This window comes from Knoellia sp. S7-12, from assembly GCF_040518285.1.
Lineage (GTDB): Bacteria > Actinomycetota > Actinomycetes > Actinomycetales > Dermatophilaceae > Knoellia.
Genome location: NZ_CP155449.1, coordinates 710872 through 732000, shown reverse-complemented (window position 1 = coordinate 732000; position 21129 = coordinate 710872). Strand labels below are relative to the sequence as shown.

The window sequence follows — 21129 nt, the reverse complement described above, 5'->3', positions numbered from 1 at the left end:
CAAGAAGCCCAACATTCCTGACCGCCTACGTCGCGGGCGTCTGAACTGCCGGGCGCAACTGCGTCGATTCCGCCCACATAGGGCCACAACCCCATCAACGTCATCCCTTTGGCAGTGCCTTGGTCCCCGTGGGCCTTGGGCCAAGGCACTGCCGTCACCTCGCAGGCGAATTACCGTGGGCCGGTTCCTCCTTGGCGGAGGGCCTTGATGAGTCGGATGACGTCTTGTCGCCGACCGGGTGTGAGGTGTGCAAACAGCCAAAGAAGACACGCGACGCCGGCGGTCAGAACGAGGATGACGAGCGCCATCGACAGAGCAGTTTCGAAGGTCATGCTGTCGGGGATGAGATCGGCAATGGTGGCCATGGTGAGTCCTCCAGCCCGTTTTCGGGCATGCAAAAGGCCCGCTGGGTAACAGCGGGCCGGGTGTGGTTCGTATGTGGTGCGCGTGAGCGCCGTTGTTGTTCGAGAGAGCGTCAGGGCATGGCTGTGCCTAGGGAGGTCGCATGCGAACCTCCCCTCAAGGGGTGAGTGTTAGAACGGCTTTAGTCGACGCTGCGGGCGGTGAGGAGATCGACGCGCTGCGGCAACAACGTCGGCAAGAAGGTAGAGCGGAGTCCGGCCCGAATGCTCGGCGGCACTCAGATGACCCCGGTGCTTCCAGACGCGGATGGTTGAGGCAGCGACACCCGCGGCGCGTGCTGCGACATCGGCCGTAACGAGCTCGTGCATCAATGCGGCGGAGATGCCGAGGGCTGCGGGCTGTCGACGGTCGTCGTCCCTACGGAGGGCGCCTCCGGGCTGCCTGTTGCGATCGCCTGTGGTCAGAGCGGCCCGGCTCACGTCACGCGCGGAGAAGATCAGGGTTCGACCCTGGTTCCTCGTCGGTTGCAAGCGTCCGCGGCGAACCCATTGGCGGATCGTCGCGGGAGAGACTCCATATGCCTGAGCGGCCTCGGCTGTGGTGATCTCTTCAGGACCTACCCAGTTGGTCCAGACGGGACGCTCGTCACCCCAGTAGTAGTCGTCGTGGACGCTGCGCTGCTGCCACGTCCAGAACACCTGACGACGCGACGGTTTGCGCCCGTAGTGCCGCGAGCTTTCGGCGAACACCGTGGCCTTGGTGGTGCCAGCGATGAGGGCGGCCCCTCCGGGGCTCAGGGCCGAACTGGCTGTGGCATGCCATGCCGCGTTGGCCTCGAGTAAAACAAGGAGGCGCCGGCTGGACACATCCAGCCTGGCGGCGGCTTGGTAGACGCGCTCAGCGGTCACCACGCAAGTGTGACACTGCAACGGGGGCCGCTCTAAGAGTACCGTTCGGTGAGGCGCTGAAGTCGGTGAACTTGCAGGTCAGATGCAAAAAACGCCCTCCGGCCTTGGGAGAGCGCTTCTGGTTTTGGGTGCGTTTCGCCCAACAGGTGTGACATTAGCGGAAATGGAGGGCGTCGTCACGGCCATCGCACCGCGTGTCGTGGGCGCGGGTTCGGTCGACTTCGCGAGATCGGATTAGGGTCAAGTCGGCCAACCGAGTCCGGGGCTTTGCCAGCTAAACAGCCGCAGTGAGTGGTTAGTCATGACCGACGACACGGATCCTGACTTGCTGAAGAGCCCTCTTCGTTGGGCAGCGTCGCGTCGGCGACTCAACTGCCACCGGCTGCCCGACGTGGCCACGGCTCCGAGCGGGAGTGCCAGGACCCGGCGCCTCGTCCTAGGTGCGTCTCATCGCCGCTTTGGGCACGCCCAACGGAGTAGGAGTAGCGGCCGTCTTCTGCGAAGGGTCATCTCGCTGGCGGCGGGGCGTCGGAGGGGCAGTTATCTCGATTGCCGAAACCTCGCACGCTCCCTATCGTCGCAACATGTCGGATCGCTTCGCTGGGATGACCTGCGTCCTGTGCCCAAATCAGTCCAAGGGCGTCGGCGAACACGTGTGGCCGCTCTGGCTCATCCAGGATTTCCACGGACAGGGACCGTTCACAACCAACAAGGCGGGCGTCGCCTACACGAAGCGTGATGGCGTCACGCCCGTCACCGCAGTCGCGCTGCCTGGCGTTCACGTGCCGATGTGCGAGCCGTGCAACTCCGAACTCAACCGCTCCATCGAGGAACCCGTCAAACCGGTCATTCGCGCCCTCCTCCCTTGGTCGTCCAACCATGCGTGGCCGACGATCACCGCGGATGAGGCTGCGGCGCTCGCCCGGTGGTTCCTCAAGATTGGGCTGCTGGCAGGTCACCCCGATGCCGTGCACGACAATCCCCACGTCCAGCGCGACGAAGACTTTCCTCGATTCGAGCGAGTTGAGCCCGCCTGGCTGGATTGGATGCGCACCGGCTCCGCCCCGCCCGCCGACTTCTCGGTTTACATTGCCAAGCGCGACGTCATGGGTGAACAGCACTGGGAAGGCGACACTCAGCGCATCTTCCTCCCGACCCGGATCATGGTCGGGGACAGAGAGCTTGGCTTCGCAACCCGCTCCTTCGGGCTCCGCGGTCTTGACGTCACGATGGTGTGGCATCCCGGCTGGCCGATCCTGCATCCGTTGGAGGAGGCCGGCCGAGTGGCAGCACTGTGGCCGGACCCGGCCCCAATCGACTTCACCAAGTTGCCCGACGTGCACCCAAGGGAGTTCAGCTTCACAGTTGGATTCGGCACTCGCATGATGAGCGAGGCCGGCTTCGAGGCGGCGACGCAGGAGCCACTCAGCGTTACCACAGACCCGTTTGTCCAGTTCTTTGGAGACTAAAGTCCGGCGGCCTGAGTTCTGATCACTGCCCACCACCGGTTCTTCGGTCGGATCAGCGGTGCACTCCGCGTCGCGACTACTCGGCCTTCATCAGCTACCCAGGAGTGAACCAGCGGGTTCGCCTCGCGTGAGCGTGGCACGAGGCTGGTGAGCCACAGGCCCCCGGCAGGCGTTACGAATTCCGAAGTCCGATTCTGTCGCAAGTGGCAATGCGTCATACGGCCGCCAGCCGACTGTGGTGATGGTTCTGGAACGCTAAGACAGCGGCGTCAGTCGGCCTCGGCGGTAACTTCTGGCAAGCGTTGTGCCTGGAATCGGTCGAGGAGGATCGGTATTCCGGTGTGTGACCACCAAGGGAGGTGAACGGCTCCCGCGGATATGCCATGACCGGGGTCGTACGCGGGGACGTAGACAGCGGCGTCGGGGTCGTGCCAGCCGAGGGATTCTCGGGATGCGAGGAGGTCACCGACCACCTTGTCGACGCCGCCTTGGAGGAGTTGGCGCAGCTCGTACCAGTCCGACGGTAGGGGGGTGGTCGCGAACTGGGCTCGCAGTTCGCGCCACAGGTAGGCGTCGCCACGCAGGCTGAACTGCACCGGTTCGCGGTCGAACAGTGCGCCAACGGTGTCTCGGGCCACCACGGGCGGGTGCGGCAGAAGAGCGGCTGCTGTCACGTGGTGGTTGACGCCGTCCTCGGCGCTCGAGGCTGGACGCGGCAGCACCCATGGGACCAGTTGGGTGCTCGCAGCCACATAGAGCGGGTGACGAGGTTCCCCGCCCTGGGTTGTGCCGAGGCACATGGGTGAGTCCAGCAGCGGACCGACCTGTGCGGAGCGTCCGTTTAGTCTCCCGGATCCGCCCCATGCAGCGATAGTCTGCGCGCCAGCTGTTGTGATGACACGAAGCACCTCGTCGTTGGCGGGGCCTATGGCGTCAGGAGCGGCGCGTAGGTTGCGTGGGTCGGTGTCGCGAAAGGCGAAGAGATTGACGATGACCAACCCGGTGTGCCCTGCGGCGCGTGACGCGGAGATGCAGCGCTCCAAGGTGGGCCGATGACGCCGTTCGGTGTCGCCGGTTGCAGGGTTGAGCAGTACCCAGATTGCGCTGGTTGCGAGGTCGGTGTTTCCCCACCACCGTCCGAAGGCGTACCTGAACACCATGTCTGACGAGTACAAGTACCTCTCGGTCAAACCCTCTGGCGACCGGCCTAGCCGATCCTCCAGGTCGTTGTCCGATGCAAGTCGTGCCAAGGTGTCGATCACCGCCCGATCATGACAGCCCGGTTTACGAAAAAGGTCGGCTAGGTGGCCATCCCTAAGTCATTTCGCCGCGAGCGGGGTGCCCTCAACGTCCTCTCAAGGACCACGTGCTGGAACACGACGGGGGGGGGAGTTCAACGCGTAGATGGGTGACACTTTGGACGACCCACCGGGCGACGCAGCAGAGAGGCTGTTGCAGAGCAGCCGCGATCAATGGCTGCGACACTCGGCCCCCTGCCGAGGTACGGTCCGCGCGTGCCCGACTACACCGCACCAGTCCAGAACAGCGCAGTCCAGTTCACACGCTTCGTCGGCGAGCTAATCGACCAACTCGACCTCGAGTATGGCTCTTTCCGTTGGTGGCATGGCCACACAGACAACCAACGGCTGGTCCTGATCGCCGACTACCTGATTCAGAGCTGCATGGGAGTCCCCGACGCTTTGCTCGATGCCGCACACTGTGCGGCTGACCATCGGGAGGCGGTATACGCGGACAACTCTTGGCTGCGGTCCCGCGAGCAGAGTCTGTCCCGCACGAATCCCAAGGCCACACACGAGGACTATCTGCGTGCGTTCCACCGCGGCACTCACGAGGACCGTCGCGATCGACGTATCGACACAAGTGCCACCCACGCGCTGATCCATCTGGTGCAGGTTCTCGACAGGTTGGCTGCAATTCTCGTGATCGTTTCGGGGGTGAGCTCGGACGCCATCAAGGCCGGTTGGCCAGCCATAGAAAGGCTGGCGGTCGAGGAGGACCGCAAGGGCAAGATCTATACCGCGGGCACCTCAGAGGGTGTCGCGACGCAACGTGCGTTGCTTGCCACCTCCCAAGATTGGGAGTCATTCGGCCCGCCGGACTGGTTGCCGTGGCTTCTGCAGACGAGACACGCAGTGGCCCATAGGGCCGCGACTACTCACTGGAACCTCACGACCGTGGGTCAGGGCAATCGCATGACCGGACTGCTGCGACCGTTCTTTCGACAACCGAGCCGGAGCGAGATGCACTCGCTGTCGTACGGGCCAGCGGACGAAGGTCTCGACACGAACTCATTGGAGCAGTTGCTCGTGCTGGAAGACTCAGCGGACGTCCTTGACGGTCTCATCGCGTCTACCAACGACTTCGTGTTGCACGTGCTGGCAGCCGTCGAAAGCACGTGGAGGCGACGGCGTGACGATGCTGACCTGATAGTCCAGCCAGAGTCGCAATGGAAGCTTGACCCTGATGCAGTCCTTGAGTTCACGGGCTACGGGAAGGCCGCCAAGATCCAGCGGGGCGGCTTCCTCACGGTTGGCCCGCAACTGAGCAAGCGCATCCAGGCCGCCAAAATCATGGACGACGACCGTCACGATTTTTGGGCGTAGTGGGTTTGCACCTCGCGCGTCCTTCCGCCGCCAGTCGACAGCCGGGCCGACTCGCGGGCGGGAAGAGCAATGGTCCCTTTCAAGCCGGACCCCCGTTTCTATGGTCAACCCCAACTGTCATGTAGGTCCCGGCAGCGACTAAGCCCAGCTGAGGAAGCACCATGACGAAGACAGATCCAAGATTTACCACGGCGCCGCACAAGTGGGCAGTGCCCGATGACAAAGTCATCGATGGCGCCATGCGGGCTGTAGACGCGGCGCTATCCGACCCCCGGGCGGTGGAGTACCTAGTGCATAACTACTCCCGGGAACGGAATTTCGCGGGGGGCTACCTTCCTTGATCTCGGTCCGGCAACCCCTTGGGACGTGAGCGCTGCCGAACGGCTCGCCATCACGCTGCTCTCGGTGGAGGCGCCCCCTTACGCGGTGAGGAAGCTGCTCGAGCCATCCCCTGAGCGCAACCACGTCCTGCGCCTGCTGTCAGAGGATTGGCTGCCCGCCGATGCCGAACTGGCGGTGGCCGACGACGCCACGCTGCGGCCATGTCGCAGTTGCACGAGGCGTTTAAGCTGTACCTGTCCCCGGCCCACAGCCAGGCCAAGAACCCTTGGGTCACTGCTTCCAAACTGTAGTGTGGGGAGCGAACCAGACAGCTGACGTGTGCCTCACCACTCCGCCTGCGCACGCGCTGCACAGCGAAGAGGTCTAGCGTCGATGCGGTTCGGGTGCCTGGGCCGCGCTGGCGGCGGGCGGGTCATGGCCTCTTGCGGTCGCCGCGTGGGGAGACGCCATGTCCGCTCCGACGACTCGGCTTCCCTTCCAGCCGTCATCGATGTCGACCGCCCAGCTGGCAGCGGTCTCGTTCTTAGCCCGTTACGCCGAGCGCACCCACACCTTGTACGCGTTCCAATTGCGGCAGTGGTTCGCCTGGTGTGAGGCGAACGCCTTGGACCCGTTGGTGGGGGTCCAGCGCGCCCACGTCGAGCTTTACATCCGCAGTCTCGGGGAGCGGGGCCTGATGGACTCCTGCGTCGTGACGATGATGCACGGCGTCCGGGGCTTCTTCCGGTTCGCGCACATCGATGGTCTCATCCCCGCCGATCCGGACGTCTACGCGAGACTGCCGAAAGTCCACCGCGACGAGTCGCGCACTCAAGGTCTGGACCGACTGGAGCTGATCCGTTTCCTGCAAGTCGCCCAGACCATCACCGTCCACCACGGCGCCCTGGCATACCTGCTTGGCATCAACGCGCTGCGTGCATCGGAGGCTGCTGCGGTGCGGATCGAGGACTACGCCGACACCTTGCGCGGGCACCGGGTGCTGCACGTGGTGGGCAAGGGCAACAAGCCCGCCACGATGCCGATCACCGTCCCGGTGCTGCGGGTCTTGGAGGCATGCCGAGGCGAGCGCACCAGCGGGCCACTGGTCCTGCGGCCGCTCACCGGGAAGGCGATCGATCGGCGCGACGCCTATCGGATGGTCGCCCGGATCGCGAAGGTGGCCAGCATCCCGCGTCACGTCAGCCCGCACTCGCTGCGGCATGCCGCGATCACCGATGCCCTCGACGCCGGCGTCCCCCTGCGTGACGCCCAGATCCTGGCCCGGCACGCCGATCCGAGAACCACCGAGCACTACGACCGCGCGCGAGGCAACCTCGACCGACACGGCGTCCACTTCCTCACTGCCTACGTCGCCGGCGTCTGAACTGCCGGCCGCAACTGCGTGGATTCCGCCCAGATGGACGCGCTAGCGCCAGCCTGCCTGTCAAGTGCATCGGGCCGACTGCTCGAGACAGGAGGCCACATGCACGCGACTAACGCTCGGCCGGCGAGTCACGGTCGGGTGTGCCTCTATGAGCTCAATCCTTGCCTTCGGTCATGCCGCACAGGCACACGTCTGCCACCATCCGCACATGCCTCTTGATCTCGTAGTCGTATCTGAGAACCGGTCGCCACAGAGGGAGCACGTGATGCCAGCCTTCCCGCGTGACCCACGGTTCAATCCGTCATGGTGGGAACTCGGCAGCGCCAAGAGTCCTGTGTCTTACTGCCAACTCATGGACGAGGGCGAAGAGGTCGCACGGGCAAAGATCCTCCCAGGAGCGGGTCGTTACGCTGATTACACGTCGTGGGAATGCCCGCTAGGAGGAGTGACGGAGATCGATCTCCTTGAGGTTCGACCCGATCTCCGTCGCACGGGGCGTAGGTTCGGGGAGCTCGCAATCGAGCAGATTGGTCTTGGTTACGGGTGGCCGATGGTCGCAATGTCTCTTGACGAGTCGTCAGATGGCTTTTGGCGCCGCGTGGGCTGGATCGAACACCGCCGCGTGAACGATCCAATGTCCCGGAGCCTCTTTGCTTCCTCGCTGGGTCACGATGATTGGCCCTAGCAAGGGCTCGTGAAGTCGAGGCGATCGATGCCTGTTGTGAGGGCCAAGGCACAGGAGCCGCGTCGCCACCATGTACGCGCATGGGGCAGTGGGGACGTGCGTCTTTCGCCGCGAAGTCTGTGCCTACTCGCGGATCCGGTACAGCGGACTTCCGGTGTTGATCTCAACCACGCGGTCGTCGCGGATCCGGTACACCGGATTACCCGTGTTGATCTCAACCACGCGGTCGTCGCGGATCCGGTACACCGGATTACCCGTGTTGATCTCAACCACGCGGTCGTCGCGGATCCGGTACACCGGGTTACCCGTGTTGATCTCAACCCAACGCGTCATACAGGGATCATCGCTGCAATGGACCTGGAGGTCGAACCAGGCGCGTCACTTCGCCGCGTGCGCTCCAGGTCGATGCTTAACCCCGCGACGTCTGGCGGACCCGCACGATGACGCACAGAGGCTCGCGTAGAACGGAGCCTCAGCCTTCATGGATGCCCTCACGCAAGCTGGGTTGCCCATCGTCTTGTTCATTCCTCAGGAATGCGCGGCCAGCAACGATGTAAGCATGGATCTGCGCGGCTGTAGTCACGATGCTCCCCTCTCCGCGCCGGCGGACGATGCTGAAGAATGCGCCTTCTACCTTGTCAGCCACGATGGCGCCGTGGACCAAGAACGGCTGCAATTCTCGAGCTTGCCGCGGAACGTTAATGAGCAAGAGGCCACAGCCATGACCCAATTCGATCTGCTCTAGGCGGAGTCCATCGACGGGCGGAATGATTTTGGAATCGAGAACCGCCCGATACCGATCGACGTCGATGGCGCTGATCGGCACGGGCGTCACTGCGTCCACGGCGTGCTTCCTAGCGCCTTTGCCTTCTCGCAAACCTATTACGAGCAATGCGTCCGTCTCGCCGTTCGCGAATCGGGCGACGTCTTGTGCCAACTCGATCTTTTGTCGTTCCCCTGCGACACCCGGCACGCCGATGTTGTATGCCTGCGCCTTCACCTCGAACCACTCGCTTTCACTGAGGCCGACCAACAGGGATGGGTGTCCCCCTCGGAGAAGATTGCGTACCGTCTCAACGTCAAGTGCTCCACCCTGGTGCGCCGCGAGGAGAGCCTTCACCGCGCGCCCAGCGGCGAGAAGTTCACTCACGGTCAAGGCCTCCTCAGCCGCAACACGCACGTGAATCTCGTGCGGCTCGTCTTCCCCTCCGCGGTGCAACTCCTCCAGTTCCTCACGGTCAAGGCCCAGACCGTCCCAGTCGGCTGGATCGCCGCCATGACTTTCGTACAAGACACGCTCGATTGCACATCCATACTGAGACGCCGCCGGCGCGAGAAGCAGGGAGAGCTCGTCGGCGTTCCAAGGTGGCTTCCGCCGTGCCTGTGTCTCGATGACTGCGAAGACGCGATCGGACTCCACCCACAGGGTGACGGGGTCAACCGGCGATGTCAGCGCGTGAAAGTCAGCACCGTGCTCCAATGCAACGTGCACGTACTCCGTGGACCCTGGAAGTTGCGAGCAGCATCTGCGCCCGTCAAGCATGGCCGCTCGGAGACTCTCGATGTTGGCGGCCGCGATCACTTCCTCGGACGCAACGAAGTCGTGGTGCTTCGGCTGAACGATCCATCCATGGCCAAGGACATGAAGCTGGTGGCCCTCTTGGCCGCCAACCGATCCCACGAACCCATCGTCCTCGAGATCGAAGGACACAGTTGCACCGCTCGCGGCGGATGGATCTCTGCTCACAACATCATCGTCACACGCTTCAGAGCGCGTCGTAGCATCCGGCTCTTCACCGCGTCATTCCGCCGCTAAGCCATGTATGCACCCTGCTCGGCGAGACGCTGCCCCTTGGCATCAACCATAACTTGAAGCCGCGCGCCTGATTGACCGGAGCAAAGACGCCTCTGCCAATCGGATTCAAGGCCCAGCCCCGACGCGGCATCAGATCGGTTCAGGCTCCTGGGGTACGCGGCGTGCGCGTCAGGCCTGCATTCGCGCAGAACAAGTCGATGGTGTGGACCAGGGCGCGAGCGTTCAAGACGGTGCCCAAACCGAGCCCTTGTTCAAAGGAGCCGCCTAGGTCACCGAAGTTCACAGATTGATTGCGAATCAGCGAGTCTGTCAAGACGCCAACGAGCATCATTCTTTGACCGATTGCGAAACTCCCCCCAACAGCGAAGCCTCCGGTGTTGTAAATCAGAACAGGGCTGCCACTGCTCCCCGGGAAGACACCGCCGTCGATCAGGAAGTAGGGCCGCCCGTCGTAGTCGAGCCAAACTGGAGTCGCGGTGATCCCACGCCGAGTTGTCGGGGTCTGGTTGATGGAGTCCCACCGACCATCGGGGTAGCCCACGAAGATCAGTTCCTCGATGGCATCCAGTGCGTCCAGTGCGTCCGCGTCAGGTACGAGAGACGCTGGAAGGGCACGATAGAAGAGCCGCTCTGGCGCATCACGGATCACTCGCCCGATGGGGGCGATTGCGATGTCGATGCTGTCATCCGGATGGTAGAAGAACGCCTCGCGTCCGTTCACCATGCGGACTTGTAGCGCGCTACGCAACTGGACATCGGAGTCTCGCCCTGCAACCGCTAGATGGAGGGAGACCTCCGTCGCTTCTTCAACCACATGGCGGCTAGTGACGAGTACTGGTGTTGACTCTCCCTTCATCAGTTCGAGGTCGAGTATGAAACCCGTTCCCGAGGTTTCTTCGCCGTCCTGGGCCTCGGTGACGAGCCTGACGGTGGCAAACAGAAGGTCCTTGGCTACCGTGTCTACCTGCATGGCCCCAGTCTGTCAGGGCGAACTGAAAGCGGCCCCCGTCTCGAATCGTCCCTGGATGTGCACCTCCGAGATAGCCCTACTGGCTCGGAGAAGGGGTTTATCACTGACGATGGCGTTGCTGCCGTGCCGCAGTTGGCTCACCCCTTGTTCATGAGGTGCCTTCCCTCTTCCTGCATGACTGGCAGTTAGTTTTGGCTCCGTCCGGCACGCCGGGCTCGGCCAAAGATCATGTGCCGTGCCCTGCGTCCTTTCGCCGCGTCAGCACTTGGCTGATCTCTTTTCTCCCACGGTGGCACTTGTGTCCCTGACTTGGACGTGAGGTGCCAACATCGGCACTCGCTGCAGAGGTAGGTACCCGTCGGAACCTTGGCGTTTTGACCTTGGCGCTTACGGACGATGGCGCGCATCGCGCAGAGCGCCATCCATCGAGTCCGGTACGGCAACTTCGAACACGACATGTCGCTGTTCCTCGACTTGTCGCACTCGGCCGGCTCATATCCGACCCGGTGCGCGGTTCACGCCCTATAGCGCTCGGCCACCAAGGAGCCTGAAGGCCCCACTTACGCCAACGGTAGGGCAACGAAGGCTGCGAATCCATGGAATCGATGCCCGAGCACGATCCCGGAGGTGCGGCCTTTGGTTGCATGGGTCGCGGAACCGTCATCGGATTTGAGCCGCCCGCTGGTGCATCACGTCAGTGGGATCCTCGCCAGCTCCTGAACCCAGATAACCGGTTGCCCCTCGCGGAACAGCAGTTGGCCGCAGACTACGACCGCGTCTCCGGTGCTGGCGGCTCGACCTTTGCCCACAGCGTTGGGAAGACCACGCAACGCAGACGGCGTCCTCGCCAACGGCCCTCGAGAACGGCCCATGGGTCGCCATCCTTGGTTGACTTGAGTTCGACGAACCTCGTTCGCATGGAGACTGTCACGACGTCGCCACCGGCTGCCTCGTCAAAGAGGTCTCGGGGCCGAAGGGGGCGGGTGCCTCCGGACGGCGCCTGAACCGGTAGTCGGGCCACAAGGTCATCGTGCTTGACGCCGCTGACAGTCGGGTCGCACCCAAGACTGGGTGGCCGCTGAACCCATTGGGTTTGACTGTGGACGCGGACTCCATCGCATGTATGAGCGATGCCTTCGCGGCCGGCACTTTAGCGACACAATCGGATGCGTGCCCCGTCGAACCGACCATGACCGCGTCCGTCAAAGCATCATCGAAACCGTCAAGGGGCCGCACGCTCATGACCTTGTCGCCGCCTACTTCGACCAACGCCGTGGATTCGCTGGGGCGATGTTTGACGGCCTCGACCCCGGCGGACTCCTGGCCCACAATCCCATCGACTGTTTCACAGTCGATGACATCGCCGCCGCGTCGTTGCTGGATGTCCGATTCGGACCCACGGCCGTCCGCGAAGTGCTGATATCTCAGGAAATTCAGTCGGCCCTTAGGGCCGTTCCGGCCCAGATCTCGCTCTGGGATGCCAGTGAGACAGACCTTGGCGTAGCAACCGAGCTCTGGTCCTTGGTCCGCGGCATCGATGGGGTGGGACGAACTCGAGCGAGCAAACTCTTGGCACGGAAACGCCCTCGGCTCATCCCTATCGTCGACTCAGTGATCGCCGGCGCTTTGCACCTCGGCGATGAGACGTGGCGTCCGTTGGCCGAAGCGCTGAGGGATCCAGAACTACGCCAAGCCATCGACGTCTTGCGCCCGCTGCCTGTCAGCAAAGGCATAGGTACCTTGCGCCTGCTGGACGTGTTGACCTGGATGTCAAACAGTCGAAGCGAGGCAGCAGTTTCGGTGCAGATTGCGGTAGGAGCGCCGCCTACACGAAGCATGCCCCGGGGTCGAACCTCTAGCCCTTAGCTTCCTGCCGGCATGTGGGCGCTCCATCGGATCCGCGCCCGGACACGAACTCGGTCCCCACGAATCTGCGTCTATTCGCCACCTGCGGACTCGCTGCTTGGAGAGGGGTCTAGCGTCGATGCGGTTCGGGTGCCTAGGCCACGCTGGCGGCGCACGCGACCTGGCCTCTTGCCGTCGCCGCATGAGGTGACGCCATGTCCGCTCCGACAACTCTCCTTCCGTTCCAGCCGTCATCAATGTCGACCGCCCAACTGGCAGCGGTCTCGTTCTTGGCCCGCTACTCCGGGCGCACCCACACCTTGTACGCGTTCCAGCTGCGGCAGTGGTTCGCTTGGTGTGAAGCGAACGCCCTGGACCCCTTGGTCGGGGTCCAGCGCGCACACGTTGAGCTGTACATCCGCAGCCTCGGGGACCGGGGCCTGATGGACTCCTCCGTCGTGACGATGATGCACGGCGTCCGTGGCTTCTTCCGGTTCGCGCACATCGACGGTCTCATCCCCGCAGACCCGGCCGTCTACGCGAGACTGCCTAAGGTCCACCGCGACGAATCGCGCACTCAAGGACTGGACCGGCTGGAGCTAATCCGTTTCCTCCAAGTCGCCCAGACCATCACCGTCCACCACGGCGCCCTCGCCTACCTGCTCGGGATCAACGCGCTGCGCGCATCCGAGGCTGCCGCGGTGCGGATCGAGGACTACGCCGACACCCTGCGTGGGCACCGGGTGCTGCACCTGGTGGGCAAGGGCAACAAGCCCGACACGATGCCGATCACCGTCCCGGTGCTGCGGGTCCTGGAGGCTTGCCGCGGCGATCGAACCAGCGGGCCCCTGGTCCTGCGGCCGCTCACTGGGAAGGCGATCGACCGGCGCGATGTGTACCGGATGGTCGCCCGGATCGCGAAGGCCGCCAGCATCCGCGTCACATAAGCCCACACTCGCTGCGTCACGCTGCGATCACCAACGCCCTCGACGCCGGCGTCCCCCTGCGGGACGCCCAGATCCTGGCCCGGCACGCCGACCCGAGAACCACCGAGCACTACGACCGAGCCCGAGGCAACCTCGATCGACACGGCGTCCACTTCCTGACCGCATACGTCGCCGGCGTCTGAACTGCCGGGCGGAACTGCGACGATTCCGCCCACTGTGCGCCCAACTTCGCCGACTTGGGGAGGCGGCTCAAACGCCCAATCGAGGAAGCACCTTCGTTTGTCGCGATCGACTAAGAGCAGAAACTGCGCTGCCGCTGCCGCTGCCGCTGCCAGCGATCCGGGGCCCGCCCAGGCCCCTCCCACTAGGGTCACCGTCACTGGGTAGCGGGATTCATCATCGAGCAGTCCACCAAGTCTCTCGTAGACAATTGACCGAAATCTGGAAGGCACCGGTTAATGTGCCAGCGGCCAGACACTTGCGGAACACAAGTCGAAAGTATGATCATCGGCGCGATTTTGGCGCTCCTTCTGCGTGCCTACTACGCGACAATCAGTTCATAGTGGCCGAGGCATTACTTCTCAGCCAAGACCCCCGCGGGCCTTGGGCGGGCGCGGCGTCATAGAGGTGACGAGCGTCGACCGAGATGGTCAAGAATTTCTGATCTCGGGCACTGCTAGCGATCACGAAGGGAATCTTCAGACTATTACGGATGTAGGCAAAGCCTCTAGCCTTAGCGTTCACCCAGGCGCACCGGGCCGAGGTAAGTTCGTTCTCGTAGTTCCGCTGTCGGCCACCTATATCGACCTCCTTCAGCCAAATGAGTCGGACGGCGATGAGCCATCGGTTTCCAGGTCCACGGTCCGCGTAGACCTTCAGCGAGCGATAAGCACCCCGATGGGCGCTTTGGCAAGTGCTTTCTCTAAGGGGAACGAAAGAACCGTAGGAAGATTGCTCCGTCTTTGGTCGCCGAGCCACCTTCGCACACTAAGACCGCGGAGAGTGGTGGCGCGGAGTGCGTGGTCCACGGGGAAATGCGAGGGATCGGCCCAAAACGTCCCGGCCTTGATTCACGGTCAAGCCGCGAACGGTCCCGGAAGTCTTGGCACCGTGGAGGCGCCTAGGCCCTGGGTGCGGGGGGCGTTAGACGGTTGACTTCTATCGAGCATCTGAGGCGACGGTGATCAAGCGTTGGTGCCACATCCCCCACGCGACACTCCATGGATCCTCGGTATCGGCGATGTCGGTCAGGAATCGTACGATTCGGCCCCTCAAAAGGTCTCGTCGCTCGAGACCTTCCTGTCCTACGGACATGATCGCGGCACGGGGATAGAAGTTGCGACGCTCACAGATGCGGTCGAAAACGTGCGTGTGAAGCTCGGCCACTTCACATAATGCATCAGCCGCTTCCTGTCGACTAGGGGCGTAGGCCCCATGGACGATTCGATGCCGCAGCGCGTGCCCTCCTCGGAGCCAGCGGACGTAGGGGCTTGAGGTAGATGTCCAGTCACCCTTCAGGCGGTGCGTCAGGTGGTGCGCAACGCGCGTCCGCAGCTGACCTTCTACGAACTCCAGTCCCCACTCGTCCGCTGTCGGCTTGGTGTCGTCCTGCAGGTGCTCCTCCCATGCGAGCAGAGACAGGGTCGAGTCAAGCAAGACTTCACTCGCCGTATTGGCCTTCACCACCGCCTCCGCGTACTCGCCCCGCCAGTCCATGGCAATCCCGGCCAGTTGAAGCTGTTCGCGAGCCAGCACCCCCGGAGCCCCGGTCTGTAGGGCGTGCATCCAGAAGCCTGACTGCCGCAGCTCATCTGCTCCAGCGCTCTTAGGCAAGAGGTCAAACGCGATGTTCATGTGGTTCAGCATCATGAGCGCTTGTGGCGTCCAATCCGCAGGGGCAGGCAGCCTCGAGCCCTGTCGGTTTAGCTCGCCCTCTCCGAAACTCAGAAGCACGTGCGGAGGCAACCCCTCGTAGGTTGGTAGTTGCAGGGGATCGCCCTGCACCAACCGGAACGCCCGCACGACTTGGGCCGCAAGCGTGATGCAACGAACGAGGAAGTCCTGTTCGGGCGCCAGGTTCTGTGGTTCGCCATCCCAGCCATCCCGGTTGGTTGCCTTGGCGTCAGCCTGTGTGATGGCCTCAACAACGGTCACACGCCGTGTCGCCAGCCACTCGCGGCCTGAGCCTGTCCCCTCGATCTGTCCGTCACTCACCCGATCCCTGACTGCCAATACGGCCTTCATCGATTCGCCCATCGCCTCTGCGGACTCCTCGTGCTGCCAGAAGATCAAGTGGGCCAAGGGGCCCGGAGGCGGAGCCCCAACGCCCGGGGCTTCGGTAATGCTCCAGCCGTCCGGCACCGGGAGTGGGGAGGGCAGGGGGAAGAAGAAGCGGACGAGTCGCTGCGGACCGGCCTTGTCGTCGTCGGGCATGCCTAGACCGTACGGTCAAAGTGCCAGCACTGTACTTGAAGGCATCACTGGCCAGCCCAGCATCCCAAATGAACCACCATTCGCCGTGATCGCGGACGAGCAAACAGACCGAGGCCGTCAGTCGTTGGGTCCGTCGCATCGAATGTTACTTAGTAGTTCCGTTCGCGGAGTGCAGCGTGAGGGTGACACTGCGCGACACAACGCCTCAAATTGTCCCTAGGGACTGCTGCACGGACGACAGGTGCGTCACTGCGCCGCGATAGCGGGAGATGCGCTGCAGATAGCGCGGGATCTAGCGAGAACAGAGGGCGCGCCTACCCAGATTCGGTCGGGATGCGAAGAGCCCACGGGTCTGTGAGACTCCTCAGCCATGTACTCGCATTGGCTGGTCGACGAGGATCACGGCCATGCCCCCCGCCCTCTGGCTTCAGACCCAGTTGCGCTCGCCCATAAGTGGCACACCGCCTATGGGGATGTGGAACGGACCCAGCGGCGGCTCATAGCTGCTGATGAGGCCGTCGAGGGGTCGTGGTGGTGGAATCGCCGCCGACTGGCCCATGAAGCAAGGGAGCGCACCGGGTATCACCGCCGTGCGCTTGCCGAATTGCTCCGGGCCGGCGATCACCTTGAGCGCAATGCCGTCGGCTCTACCCAGAATTGGAGCGCCCTTTCCCGGGTCAACGCGCGGCAAGGAGCCCTGTCCCTTGAGGAAACGCTTCGTCGACTGGCCAATGACTTACCGAAGGGGTGGGCCAAATCGACGTTGGCGAGCCTTCCGGCGATCCGCGCCAACACCGCACTAGGTGCACCTACCGACGTCGACCATTTGCATACGCAGATCCTCTCGGTCGCCCGAGACCTCAGAACGGAAGTCGCAGTAGATCTCTACGAGCACATTCCCGGGCCACTAAGGCCTCTGCCGGAAACGGTGGAGGCCTTAGAGCGCAGGACCCCTTTCCGCACGCTCTCAGTGTCCCTGCCAATGGAAGACGCGCGGTGGGAATTGCTCGCCGACGGAGCTCCCCGTCGTATCCGGCTGCACGACATCGTGGTGGAGCAGCGGGGGCGAGGGCTTGGCACAGCCGTACTTGAGCATCTGTGCGCATTTGCCGACGAGCACGAGTACATAATCACTGGCCAGCTCGAGCCTGGCCCCGGCAAGCCTGATGCGGACGCGGTAAGGCTGGCCGCGTGGTACGCGCGCCACGGCTTCAGGCAAGGAGGCTCGCCGCCCAGCCAATGGCGCCGCGGCGCGTATATGTCTCGGGCACCCCGGCAGGTTCAAAACCCGTCGTGACTGCTGCACGACGCTCCGGGCGCGGATCACTTGCCTTGGTCAGCATTGGCAGTGCGTCTTACCGCAGCCAGTCGACCGCTTTCACAGGGGTACGAGCGGAGCGCGTACGATCCACACTCTCGGAAGCGCAGCATTGTGGACTGCTCGAAGCACCTGCAAGAATCCTGCGCGATTCCCGTCACGCAGATAGCTCCGTCAGTGGTCACGCCGATCATTGGAAAGATGCTGTACCTAAGTGGTGGGTCGATCACGACTACTGAGCCGGGCAGGATCCCTCGCCGGACGCGCTCCACACGCCAGGGTTAGTCATCATCCACGCAGGTGCGCACCAGGGAGCTGACACGAAGTCGTCGACCTTTGACATCTTATTGACGTTCAAGGTGCTCTCAGCACTTCCGGATTCTGAGTAGAGCAGTTCAGCCTGCCAGCGGACTACATACTCGTCGACGTCGGGAACCGCGTAGTGGGAAATATAGAAGACACCCTGCTCGCCTGGCTCAAGCCGATACAACAGACCGGCAAGATCGTTGCCCGCTTCGTCTGAGTAGTCGACGCTCGGTGCACCACCGAGCCTCACGCTCGCTTGGTGTTGAGCAAGCGGTTCCCCGACAGGACAGATGAACTGCCGGGCATCCGAAGGCAGTGGCGTGGACGAGACCACAACCGGCTTAACCTTGTGGAGCACCACGTCATTCGCCGTCTCGTTTGTCACCTGTACCCGGTAGAAATTGTTGACCGCGATAGACCCCTGCTGCTCCCGCGCCCACGCCCCAAGCTGGAGCTCGCAATCATCCATGCCGCTCGGCTGGGATGCGCCGGCGACAACATACGCACCACCCACCTGCTCGAACGACTCATCGATAACTGCCACTACGAGCTCACCCGGGGCGACGGCGCCTTTCACCCATGTCCAGACATCACCTCCAACGCCCGCCAGAACGCCTCCCAGCACGACGGCACCAGTCACTGTCAAGGCTCCCCTCCGCAGCCACTGCGGTGGTGGTGAAGGCGTTGAATTTGACATGGCTCTCCTTAGTCTTTGGTCCGCCTCATCTGCCGAACTCGGCGCACAGCTCAGGGGGTCACTGCCAGCAGAAACCTAGCGGGATGCTTCGTGGTTCCGAACCTCTTTTCCCCGATCAGAGCGGAAAGGGTTCGATCTGAAGTCAACAATTGCCCGCCAAAACCAGTCCAGTACTTGACGAGCCGCTCGTGAGTGCGTGTTTGTATCCGGCGCCGGTGTCATGGCTGAGGGCGTTGCCGTGGTGGCGGTACTCGATGACCTTGACGACCTGACGACCCGGCTAACACTGCCAGTCACCGAGGGCGCCTCACGCGCGATCAACGCTCGCCTTCGATCGTCGGCTTGAGCGCCGTCGCGACAGTGAAGCGGCACGTTCCTGAATTGGTCGAACGAGTGGAGGCGCGGACCCCCGGGCTGGCTGCCTAGCGTGCGTCACATCGCCGCTTAACGTGCGGGCTTCTCAACTCTTGCAGGCGTGCCGCCGTCTACTGCAAGATCTCACCAGTGTCGGTGTCGACGGCGTTCCCGTCGACGACCGTCAGGCACGGCGTGGAGGGCCTGAGTGTCACGGGCTCTTGCGTCGGCGAGAGCAGGTCGCTGTCGTTCTTATACGCAAGTTTCCGGCGTCTTCGATGGGGGTCGCTGGTGTGTCGGACGTGGCGGCTTCCGGCGGGCCAGGCTTCGTGACCGTTCTCGCAGTGGGACTTGAGGCGGGCAGCCATACGGTCGAGAAAGGTGGGCAGGGCGAACCGATGCCAGTCTTCAAGAGCATCGCTGGTGTGTGCTAGTCCGGCGCGTCGTCGTTGATCAGCGAGGACTGCTAAGTCGTGGACAAGGTGGGGGTGCTCGGGCCAGCAGGCTGGGATGAAGCCATCGGTGTCCCAGACGTACTCGTGGTTGATCCACGTGACGGCGTCGTCGAGCCACATCCATAGTTCCAGCCTGAGGTCGGGGTGCGTGCATGTGGGTGGGTCCCACGGTCTGGGGAGGCGTCGGGTGTCGCCGAGTGCTTTGCGCTGTTCGGGAGTGCCGTTGGCGGAGATCGACAGCTCACGGTAGGCGTGTTGGACCAGCCTTCCCGGGGTGGGGAACGCCCGGGCGAGCGGAGTTTCAGAATGGCTGGCAGTTGGGTCAACTGTCATCAAACACCTCGCACATTGACGCTGTTGAGTCCGCGTCTTCCGGCCTCGGTTACTGCGGCTGTCGCTCTGGCATCGGGGTGCACTAGGTGCTTACAACCGTCGGCGACCCGGGCGCGAGTGTCCGCCTGCGCTCGCAGCAGGGCCCGGCCGGATTTGCCGTCGATGCAGCGGGTGAGTTTGGCGATGAGGGGTTTGCCGTTCTCGGCGACGACGAGGGCGTGGCGTTCCTCGAGTTGTCGGACTTCGGAGCCCGTGAGGATGGGGATGTCCTCACCGGTGACGGAGCGGTGTGACCGCCCAGACTGCCAGCTGGTGCGGGCTACCCGGACGGGTCCCAGAAGGTCGGAGATCTCCTGGTTGAACGCGACGTCCTTGGACCCGCCGAACATGACCAGAATATTCGTCAGTCCGAGCACGGCCCGGGCTTGGTGCTCACCGAAGATCTGGCTGAGCTGGGCTCTGGTTTGGGCGGCCCAGATGAACGAGATCCCGAGGGCGCGTTCATTGGCCATCCGGGTCTGCAGAGTGGGCAGCGGTGCCGTGGACGGCAACTCGTCAAGGCACGCGAGCATCGGAGGGCAAAGCCGCCCCCAACCGGACCTTGTGGCGAGAGTCAGTGCGGTGTCGAGGACGTGTTCAGCCACAGCGGTCATCAAAGGTGACGCGGACTCGTACGGGCTCTCCCGTCCCAGCAGGTAGATCGTCCCCCCGGCGCCGATAACGTCGGCGATGTTGGTGGCCGGGCGTCCAAGTCCGGGCACGCAGCGGCGACGGATCTCCTCCTGGAAGAACAGGCCGAGCGCCTGCTGGACGGTGGTGATGGTGTTTCCAGCGGTGCGGTCGTCCCCGCGCAGCGCACCGTGGAGCAGTCCGTGCCAGAACGGGGCTGCGTGAGGATGCTCGCGCAGGATCTCGGTGGGTTCGACGGCGGCGACGGGGTTGGCAACCCAGCGCAGCACGTTATCCAGGGTGCGTCCGGTCAGCGCGGCCGCGTGGAAGTAGCCCTGGATGACCTTGGCTGCTTCGGCGGCGTAGAACCGGGCCGCGTCGTCGCCCTGTCCGCGGGCTCCGGCTCCGTTGACGGTGCCAGCGGTGAAGGCCTTTGCGCGCTTCTCGGCGACCATCGGGTCCACGCACCCGGCGACGGGGTCCCACACCAGTTCGGGGAGGCCGGGGGCGAGACCGAACGGGTCGAGCACGACGCACGGGCGACCATTCGTGGAGCGTTGCCCGATGGACAGAAGCAGGTCATCGGCCTTGGTCAACGTGACGAGCGCGGCTCCGGGGGCTTCGAGCAGGGCGGGGATGAGCAGGTCTAGGGTCTTGCCGGAGCCTTGGGGGCCGATGACGCCGGCGGTGCGGTCCCACGGCACCCACAAGTCGCCCCCGCGGGGTTCGTGCGCCCGACCGAGGCGCCAGCCGACCTGGCGTGGATCGAACGAGGTCATCGGCGGGCCGCCCTGCCAAGCAGGTCTGGGCGGACCACCGGCGCGACCTTACGCAGGCGCCCCACGCCGAGAAGGGTTCCCGCTTCGGCGCGGGTGGCCATCCCACGCACCCGTGCCGGTCCCCACTGGCGCAACCCGGCAATGACGGCCCACCCGATGAGCACAATGGCAAGCAGCTCGGCGGCGACGAGGCATGTGTAGAGCAGCGCGGGCGAAGCTGCGGGGCCGGGGCCGAGCCCGGCCCGGCTGTCGCCTCCGAGCATGCCGGGCAGGGCTGTGAACAGTTGCGCCTGTGACGTCCACGTCCACCCGGCGCCGACCAGAGCGAGGGCGAGACTTCGGCCGGTGTGGGCGGCCACGACGAGCACCAGTGTGACCGCAAGAACCGCGCCCACCGGGATCTCCCAGGTGGACGGGTAGGGGGTGGTGCGCCGTGACTGCTGCATCGGATCT

Annotated in this window: 18 protein-coding genes; 7 read left to right on the top strand and 11 right to left on the bottom strand. The window is 63.8% G+C overall.

Annotated elements, in window-relative coordinates; genetic code table 11:
- Window positions 1-170: 170 nt before the first annotated feature.
- Both V6K52_RS03525 and V6K52_RS03520 read right to left on the bottom strand, forming a co-directional pair.
- Window positions 171-365 carry a hypothetical protein gene (locus V6K52_RS03525; RefSeq protein WP_353952522.1) on the bottom strand — a complete coding sequence of 65 codons (195 nt, stop codon included), beginning with the start codon at window positions 363-365 and terminating at the stop codon, window positions 171-173.
- Between the two features lie 168 nt (window positions 366-533).
- Window positions 534-1271 (bottom strand): MerR family transcriptional regulator, encoded by a 738-nt coding sequence (locus tag V6K52_RS03520; RefSeq protein WP_353952521.1) that lies wholly within the window; start codon window positions 1269-1271, stop codon window positions 534-536.
- Window positions 1272-1876: 605 nt separating this feature from the next.
- Here V6K52_RS03520 and V6K52_RS03515 point away from each other — a divergent pair.
- Window positions 1877-2740 carry a hypothetical protein gene (locus V6K52_RS03515; RefSeq protein WP_353952520.1) on the top strand — a complete coding sequence of 288 codons (864 nt, stop codon included), beginning with the start codon at window positions 1877-1879 and terminating at the stop codon, window positions 2738-2740.
- Window positions 2741-3009: 269 nt separating this feature from the next.
- Here the strand turns inward: V6K52_RS03515 and V6K52_RS03510 are convergent, their stop codons facing one another.
- Window positions 3010-3900, bottom strand: a complete 891-nt coding sequence (locus tag V6K52_RS03510; protein WP_353952519.1) for a DUF1643 domain-containing protein — start codon at window positions 3898-3900, stop codon at window positions 3010-3012.
- Between the two features lie 354 nt (window positions 3901-4254).
- On the opposite strand from V6K52_RS03510, the gene V6K52_RS03505 reads away from it, so the two are divergent.
- Together V6K52_RS03505 and V6K52_RS03500 are read left to right on the top strand one after the other, a co-directional pair.
- Window positions 4255-5364 (top strand): hypothetical protein, encoded by a 1110-nt coding sequence (locus tag V6K52_RS03505; RefSeq protein WP_353952518.1) that lies wholly within the window; start codon window positions 4255-4257, stop codon window positions 5362-5364.
- A gap of 790 nt (window positions 5365-6154) precedes the next feature.
- Complete coding sequence (locus tag V6K52_RS03500) at window positions 6155-7069, top strand: tyrosine-type recombinase/integrase (protein ID WP_353952517.1); 915 nt, start codon at window positions 6155-6157, stop codon at window positions 7067-7069.
- A gap of 808 nt (window positions 7070-7877) precedes the next feature.
- On the opposite strand, the gene V6K52_RS03495 is transcribed toward V6K52_RS03500, so the two are convergent.
- From V6K52_RS03495 to V6K52_RS03485, 3 genes are all read right to left on the bottom strand, one after another.
- On the bottom strand, window positions 7878-8087 hold the full coding sequence (locus V6K52_RS03495; RefSeq protein ID WP_353952516.1) for a hypothetical protein: 210 nt from the start codon (window positions 8085-8087) through the stop codon (window positions 7878-7880).
- 139 nt (window positions 8088-8226) lie between these two features.
- Entirely contained in the window at window positions 8227-9465 is a 1239-nt protein-coding gene (locus V6K52_RS03490; RefSeq protein ID WP_353952515.1) for a hypothetical protein, read from the bottom strand.
- 244 nt (window positions 9466-9709) lie between these two features.
- Window positions 9710-10540: a serine protease gene (locus V6K52_RS03485; protein WP_353952514.1), complete on the bottom strand. Its 831-nt coding sequence runs from the start codon at window positions 10538-10540 to the stop codon at window positions 9710-9712.
- Between the two features lie 1119 nt (window positions 10541-11659).
- On the opposite strand from V6K52_RS03485, the gene V6K52_RS03480 reads away from it, so the two are divergent.
- From V6K52_RS03480 to V6K52_RS03470, 3 genes are all read left to right on the top strand, one after another.
- On the top strand, window positions 11660-12406 hold the full coding sequence (locus V6K52_RS03480) for a DUF6308 family protein (protein WP_353953707.1): 747 nt from the start codon (window positions 11660-11662) through the stop codon (window positions 12404-12406).
- 194 nt (window positions 12407-12600) lie between these two features.
- Window positions 12601-13332, top strand: a complete 732-nt coding sequence (locus tag V6K52_RS03475; RefSeq protein ID WP_353952513.1) for a tyrosine-type recombinase/integrase — start codon at window positions 12601-12603, stop codon at window positions 13330-13332.
- The gene (locus V6K52_RS03470) at window positions 13329-13514 is read left to right on the top strand and encodes a tyrosine-type recombinase/integrase (RefSeq protein ID WP_188029571.1); all 186 of its coding nucleotides are present in this window, start codon (window positions 13329-13331) and stop codon (window positions 13512-13514) included. The genes V6K52_RS03475 and V6K52_RS03470 overlap by 4 nt, the downstream gene beginning before the upstream one ends.
- Before the next feature lie 976 nt (window positions 13515-14490).
- Here the strand turns inward: V6K52_RS03470 and V6K52_RS03465 are convergent.
- Window positions 14491-15765 carry a hypothetical protein gene (locus V6K52_RS03465; RefSeq protein ID WP_353952512.1) on the bottom strand — a complete coding sequence of 425 codons (1275 nt, stop codon included), beginning with the start codon at window positions 15763-15765 and terminating at the stop codon, window positions 14491-14493.
- A gap of 370 nt (window positions 15766-16135) precedes the next feature.
- On the opposite strand from V6K52_RS03465, the gene V6K52_RS03460 reads away from it, so the two are divergent.
- The gene (locus V6K52_RS03460) at window positions 16136-17062 is read left to right on the top strand and encodes a GNAT family N-acetyltransferase (RefSeq protein WP_353952511.1); all 927 of its coding nucleotides are present in this window, start codon (window positions 16136-16138) and stop codon (window positions 17060-17062) included.
- Between the two features lie 253 nt (window positions 17063-17315).
- On the opposite strand, the gene V6K52_RS03455 is transcribed toward V6K52_RS03460, so the two are convergent.
- The 4 genes from V6K52_RS03455 to V6K52_RS03440 form a co-directional block, all read right to left on the bottom strand.
- Window positions 17316-18029 carry a hypothetical protein gene (locus V6K52_RS03455; RefSeq protein ID WP_353952510.1) on the bottom strand — a complete coding sequence of 238 codons (714 nt, stop codon included), beginning with the start codon at window positions 18027-18029 and terminating at the stop codon, window positions 17316-17318.
- 542 nt (window positions 18030-18571) lie between these two features.
- The gene (locus tag V6K52_RS03450) at window positions 18572-19228 is read right to left on the bottom strand and encodes a hypothetical protein (protein ID WP_353952509.1); all 657 of its coding nucleotides are present in this window, start codon (window positions 19226-19228) and stop codon (window positions 18572-18574) included.
- A complete protein-coding gene (locus V6K52_RS03445) occupies window positions 19228-20676 on the bottom strand; it encodes a TraM recognition domain-containing protein (protein WP_353952508.1) in 1449 nt (482 codons plus the stop codon). Before V6K52_RS03445 ends, V6K52_RS03450 begins: the two co-directional genes overlap by 1 nt.
- Window positions 20673-21122, bottom strand: a complete 450-nt coding sequence (locus tag V6K52_RS03440) for a hypothetical protein (RefSeq protein ID WP_353952507.1) — start codon at window positions 21120-21122, stop codon at window positions 20673-20675. The genes V6K52_RS03445 and V6K52_RS03440 overlap by 4 nt, the downstream gene beginning before the upstream one ends.
- Window positions 21123-21129: the final 7 nt, after the last annotated feature.

Coding starts and splice junctions, on each gene's coding strand:
- V6K52_RS03485 (WP_353952514.1), bottom strand. CDS start 10,540: ATGCAGGTAGACACGGTAGCCAAGGACCTTCTGTTTGCCACCGTCAGG.
- V6K52_RS03460 (WP_353952511.1), top strand. CDS start 16,136: ATGTACTCGCATTGGCTGGTCGACGAGGATCACGGCCATGCCCCCCGC.
- V6K52_RS03510 (WP_353952519.1), bottom strand. CDS start 3,900: ATGGTGTTCAGGTACGCCTTCGGACGGTGGTGGGGAAACACCGACCTC.
- V6K52_RS03500 (WP_353952517.1), top strand. CDS start 6,155: ATGTCCGCTCCGACGACTCGGCTTCCCTTCCAGCCGTCATCGATGTCG.
- V6K52_RS03450 (WP_353952509.1), bottom strand. CDS start 19,228: ATGACAGTTGACCCAACTGCCAGCCATTCTGAAACTCCGCTCGCCCGG.
- V6K52_RS03495 (WP_353952516.1), bottom strand. CDS start 8,087: ATGACGCGTTGGGTTGAGATCAACACGGGTAACCCGGTGTACCGGATC.
- V6K52_RS03525 (WP_353952522.1), bottom strand. CDS start 365: ATGGCCACCATTGCCGATCTCATCCCCGACAGCATGACCTTCGAAACT.
- V6K52_RS03515 (WP_353952520.1), top strand. CDS start 1,877: ATGACCTGCGTCCTGTGCCCAAATCAGTCCAAGGGCGTCGGCGAACAC.
- V6K52_RS03445 (WP_353952508.1), bottom strand. CDS start 20,676: ATGACCTCGTTCGATCCACGCCAGGTCGGCTGGCGCCTCGGTCGGGCG.
- V6K52_RS03480 (WP_353953707.1), top strand. CDS start 11,660: ATGTATGAGCGATGCCTTCGCGGCCGGCACTTTAGCGACACAATCGGA.
- V6K52_RS03475 (WP_353952513.1), top strand. CDS start 12,601: ATGTCCGCTCCGACAACTCTCCTTCCGTTCCAGCCGTCATCAATGTCG.
- V6K52_RS03465 (WP_353952512.1), bottom strand. CDS start 15,765: ATGCCCGACGACGACAAGGCCGGTCCGCAGCGACTCGTCCGCTTCTTC.
- V6K52_RS03440 (WP_353952507.1), bottom strand. CDS start 21,122: ATGCAGCAGTCACGGCGCACCACCCCCTACCCGTCCACCTGGGAGATC.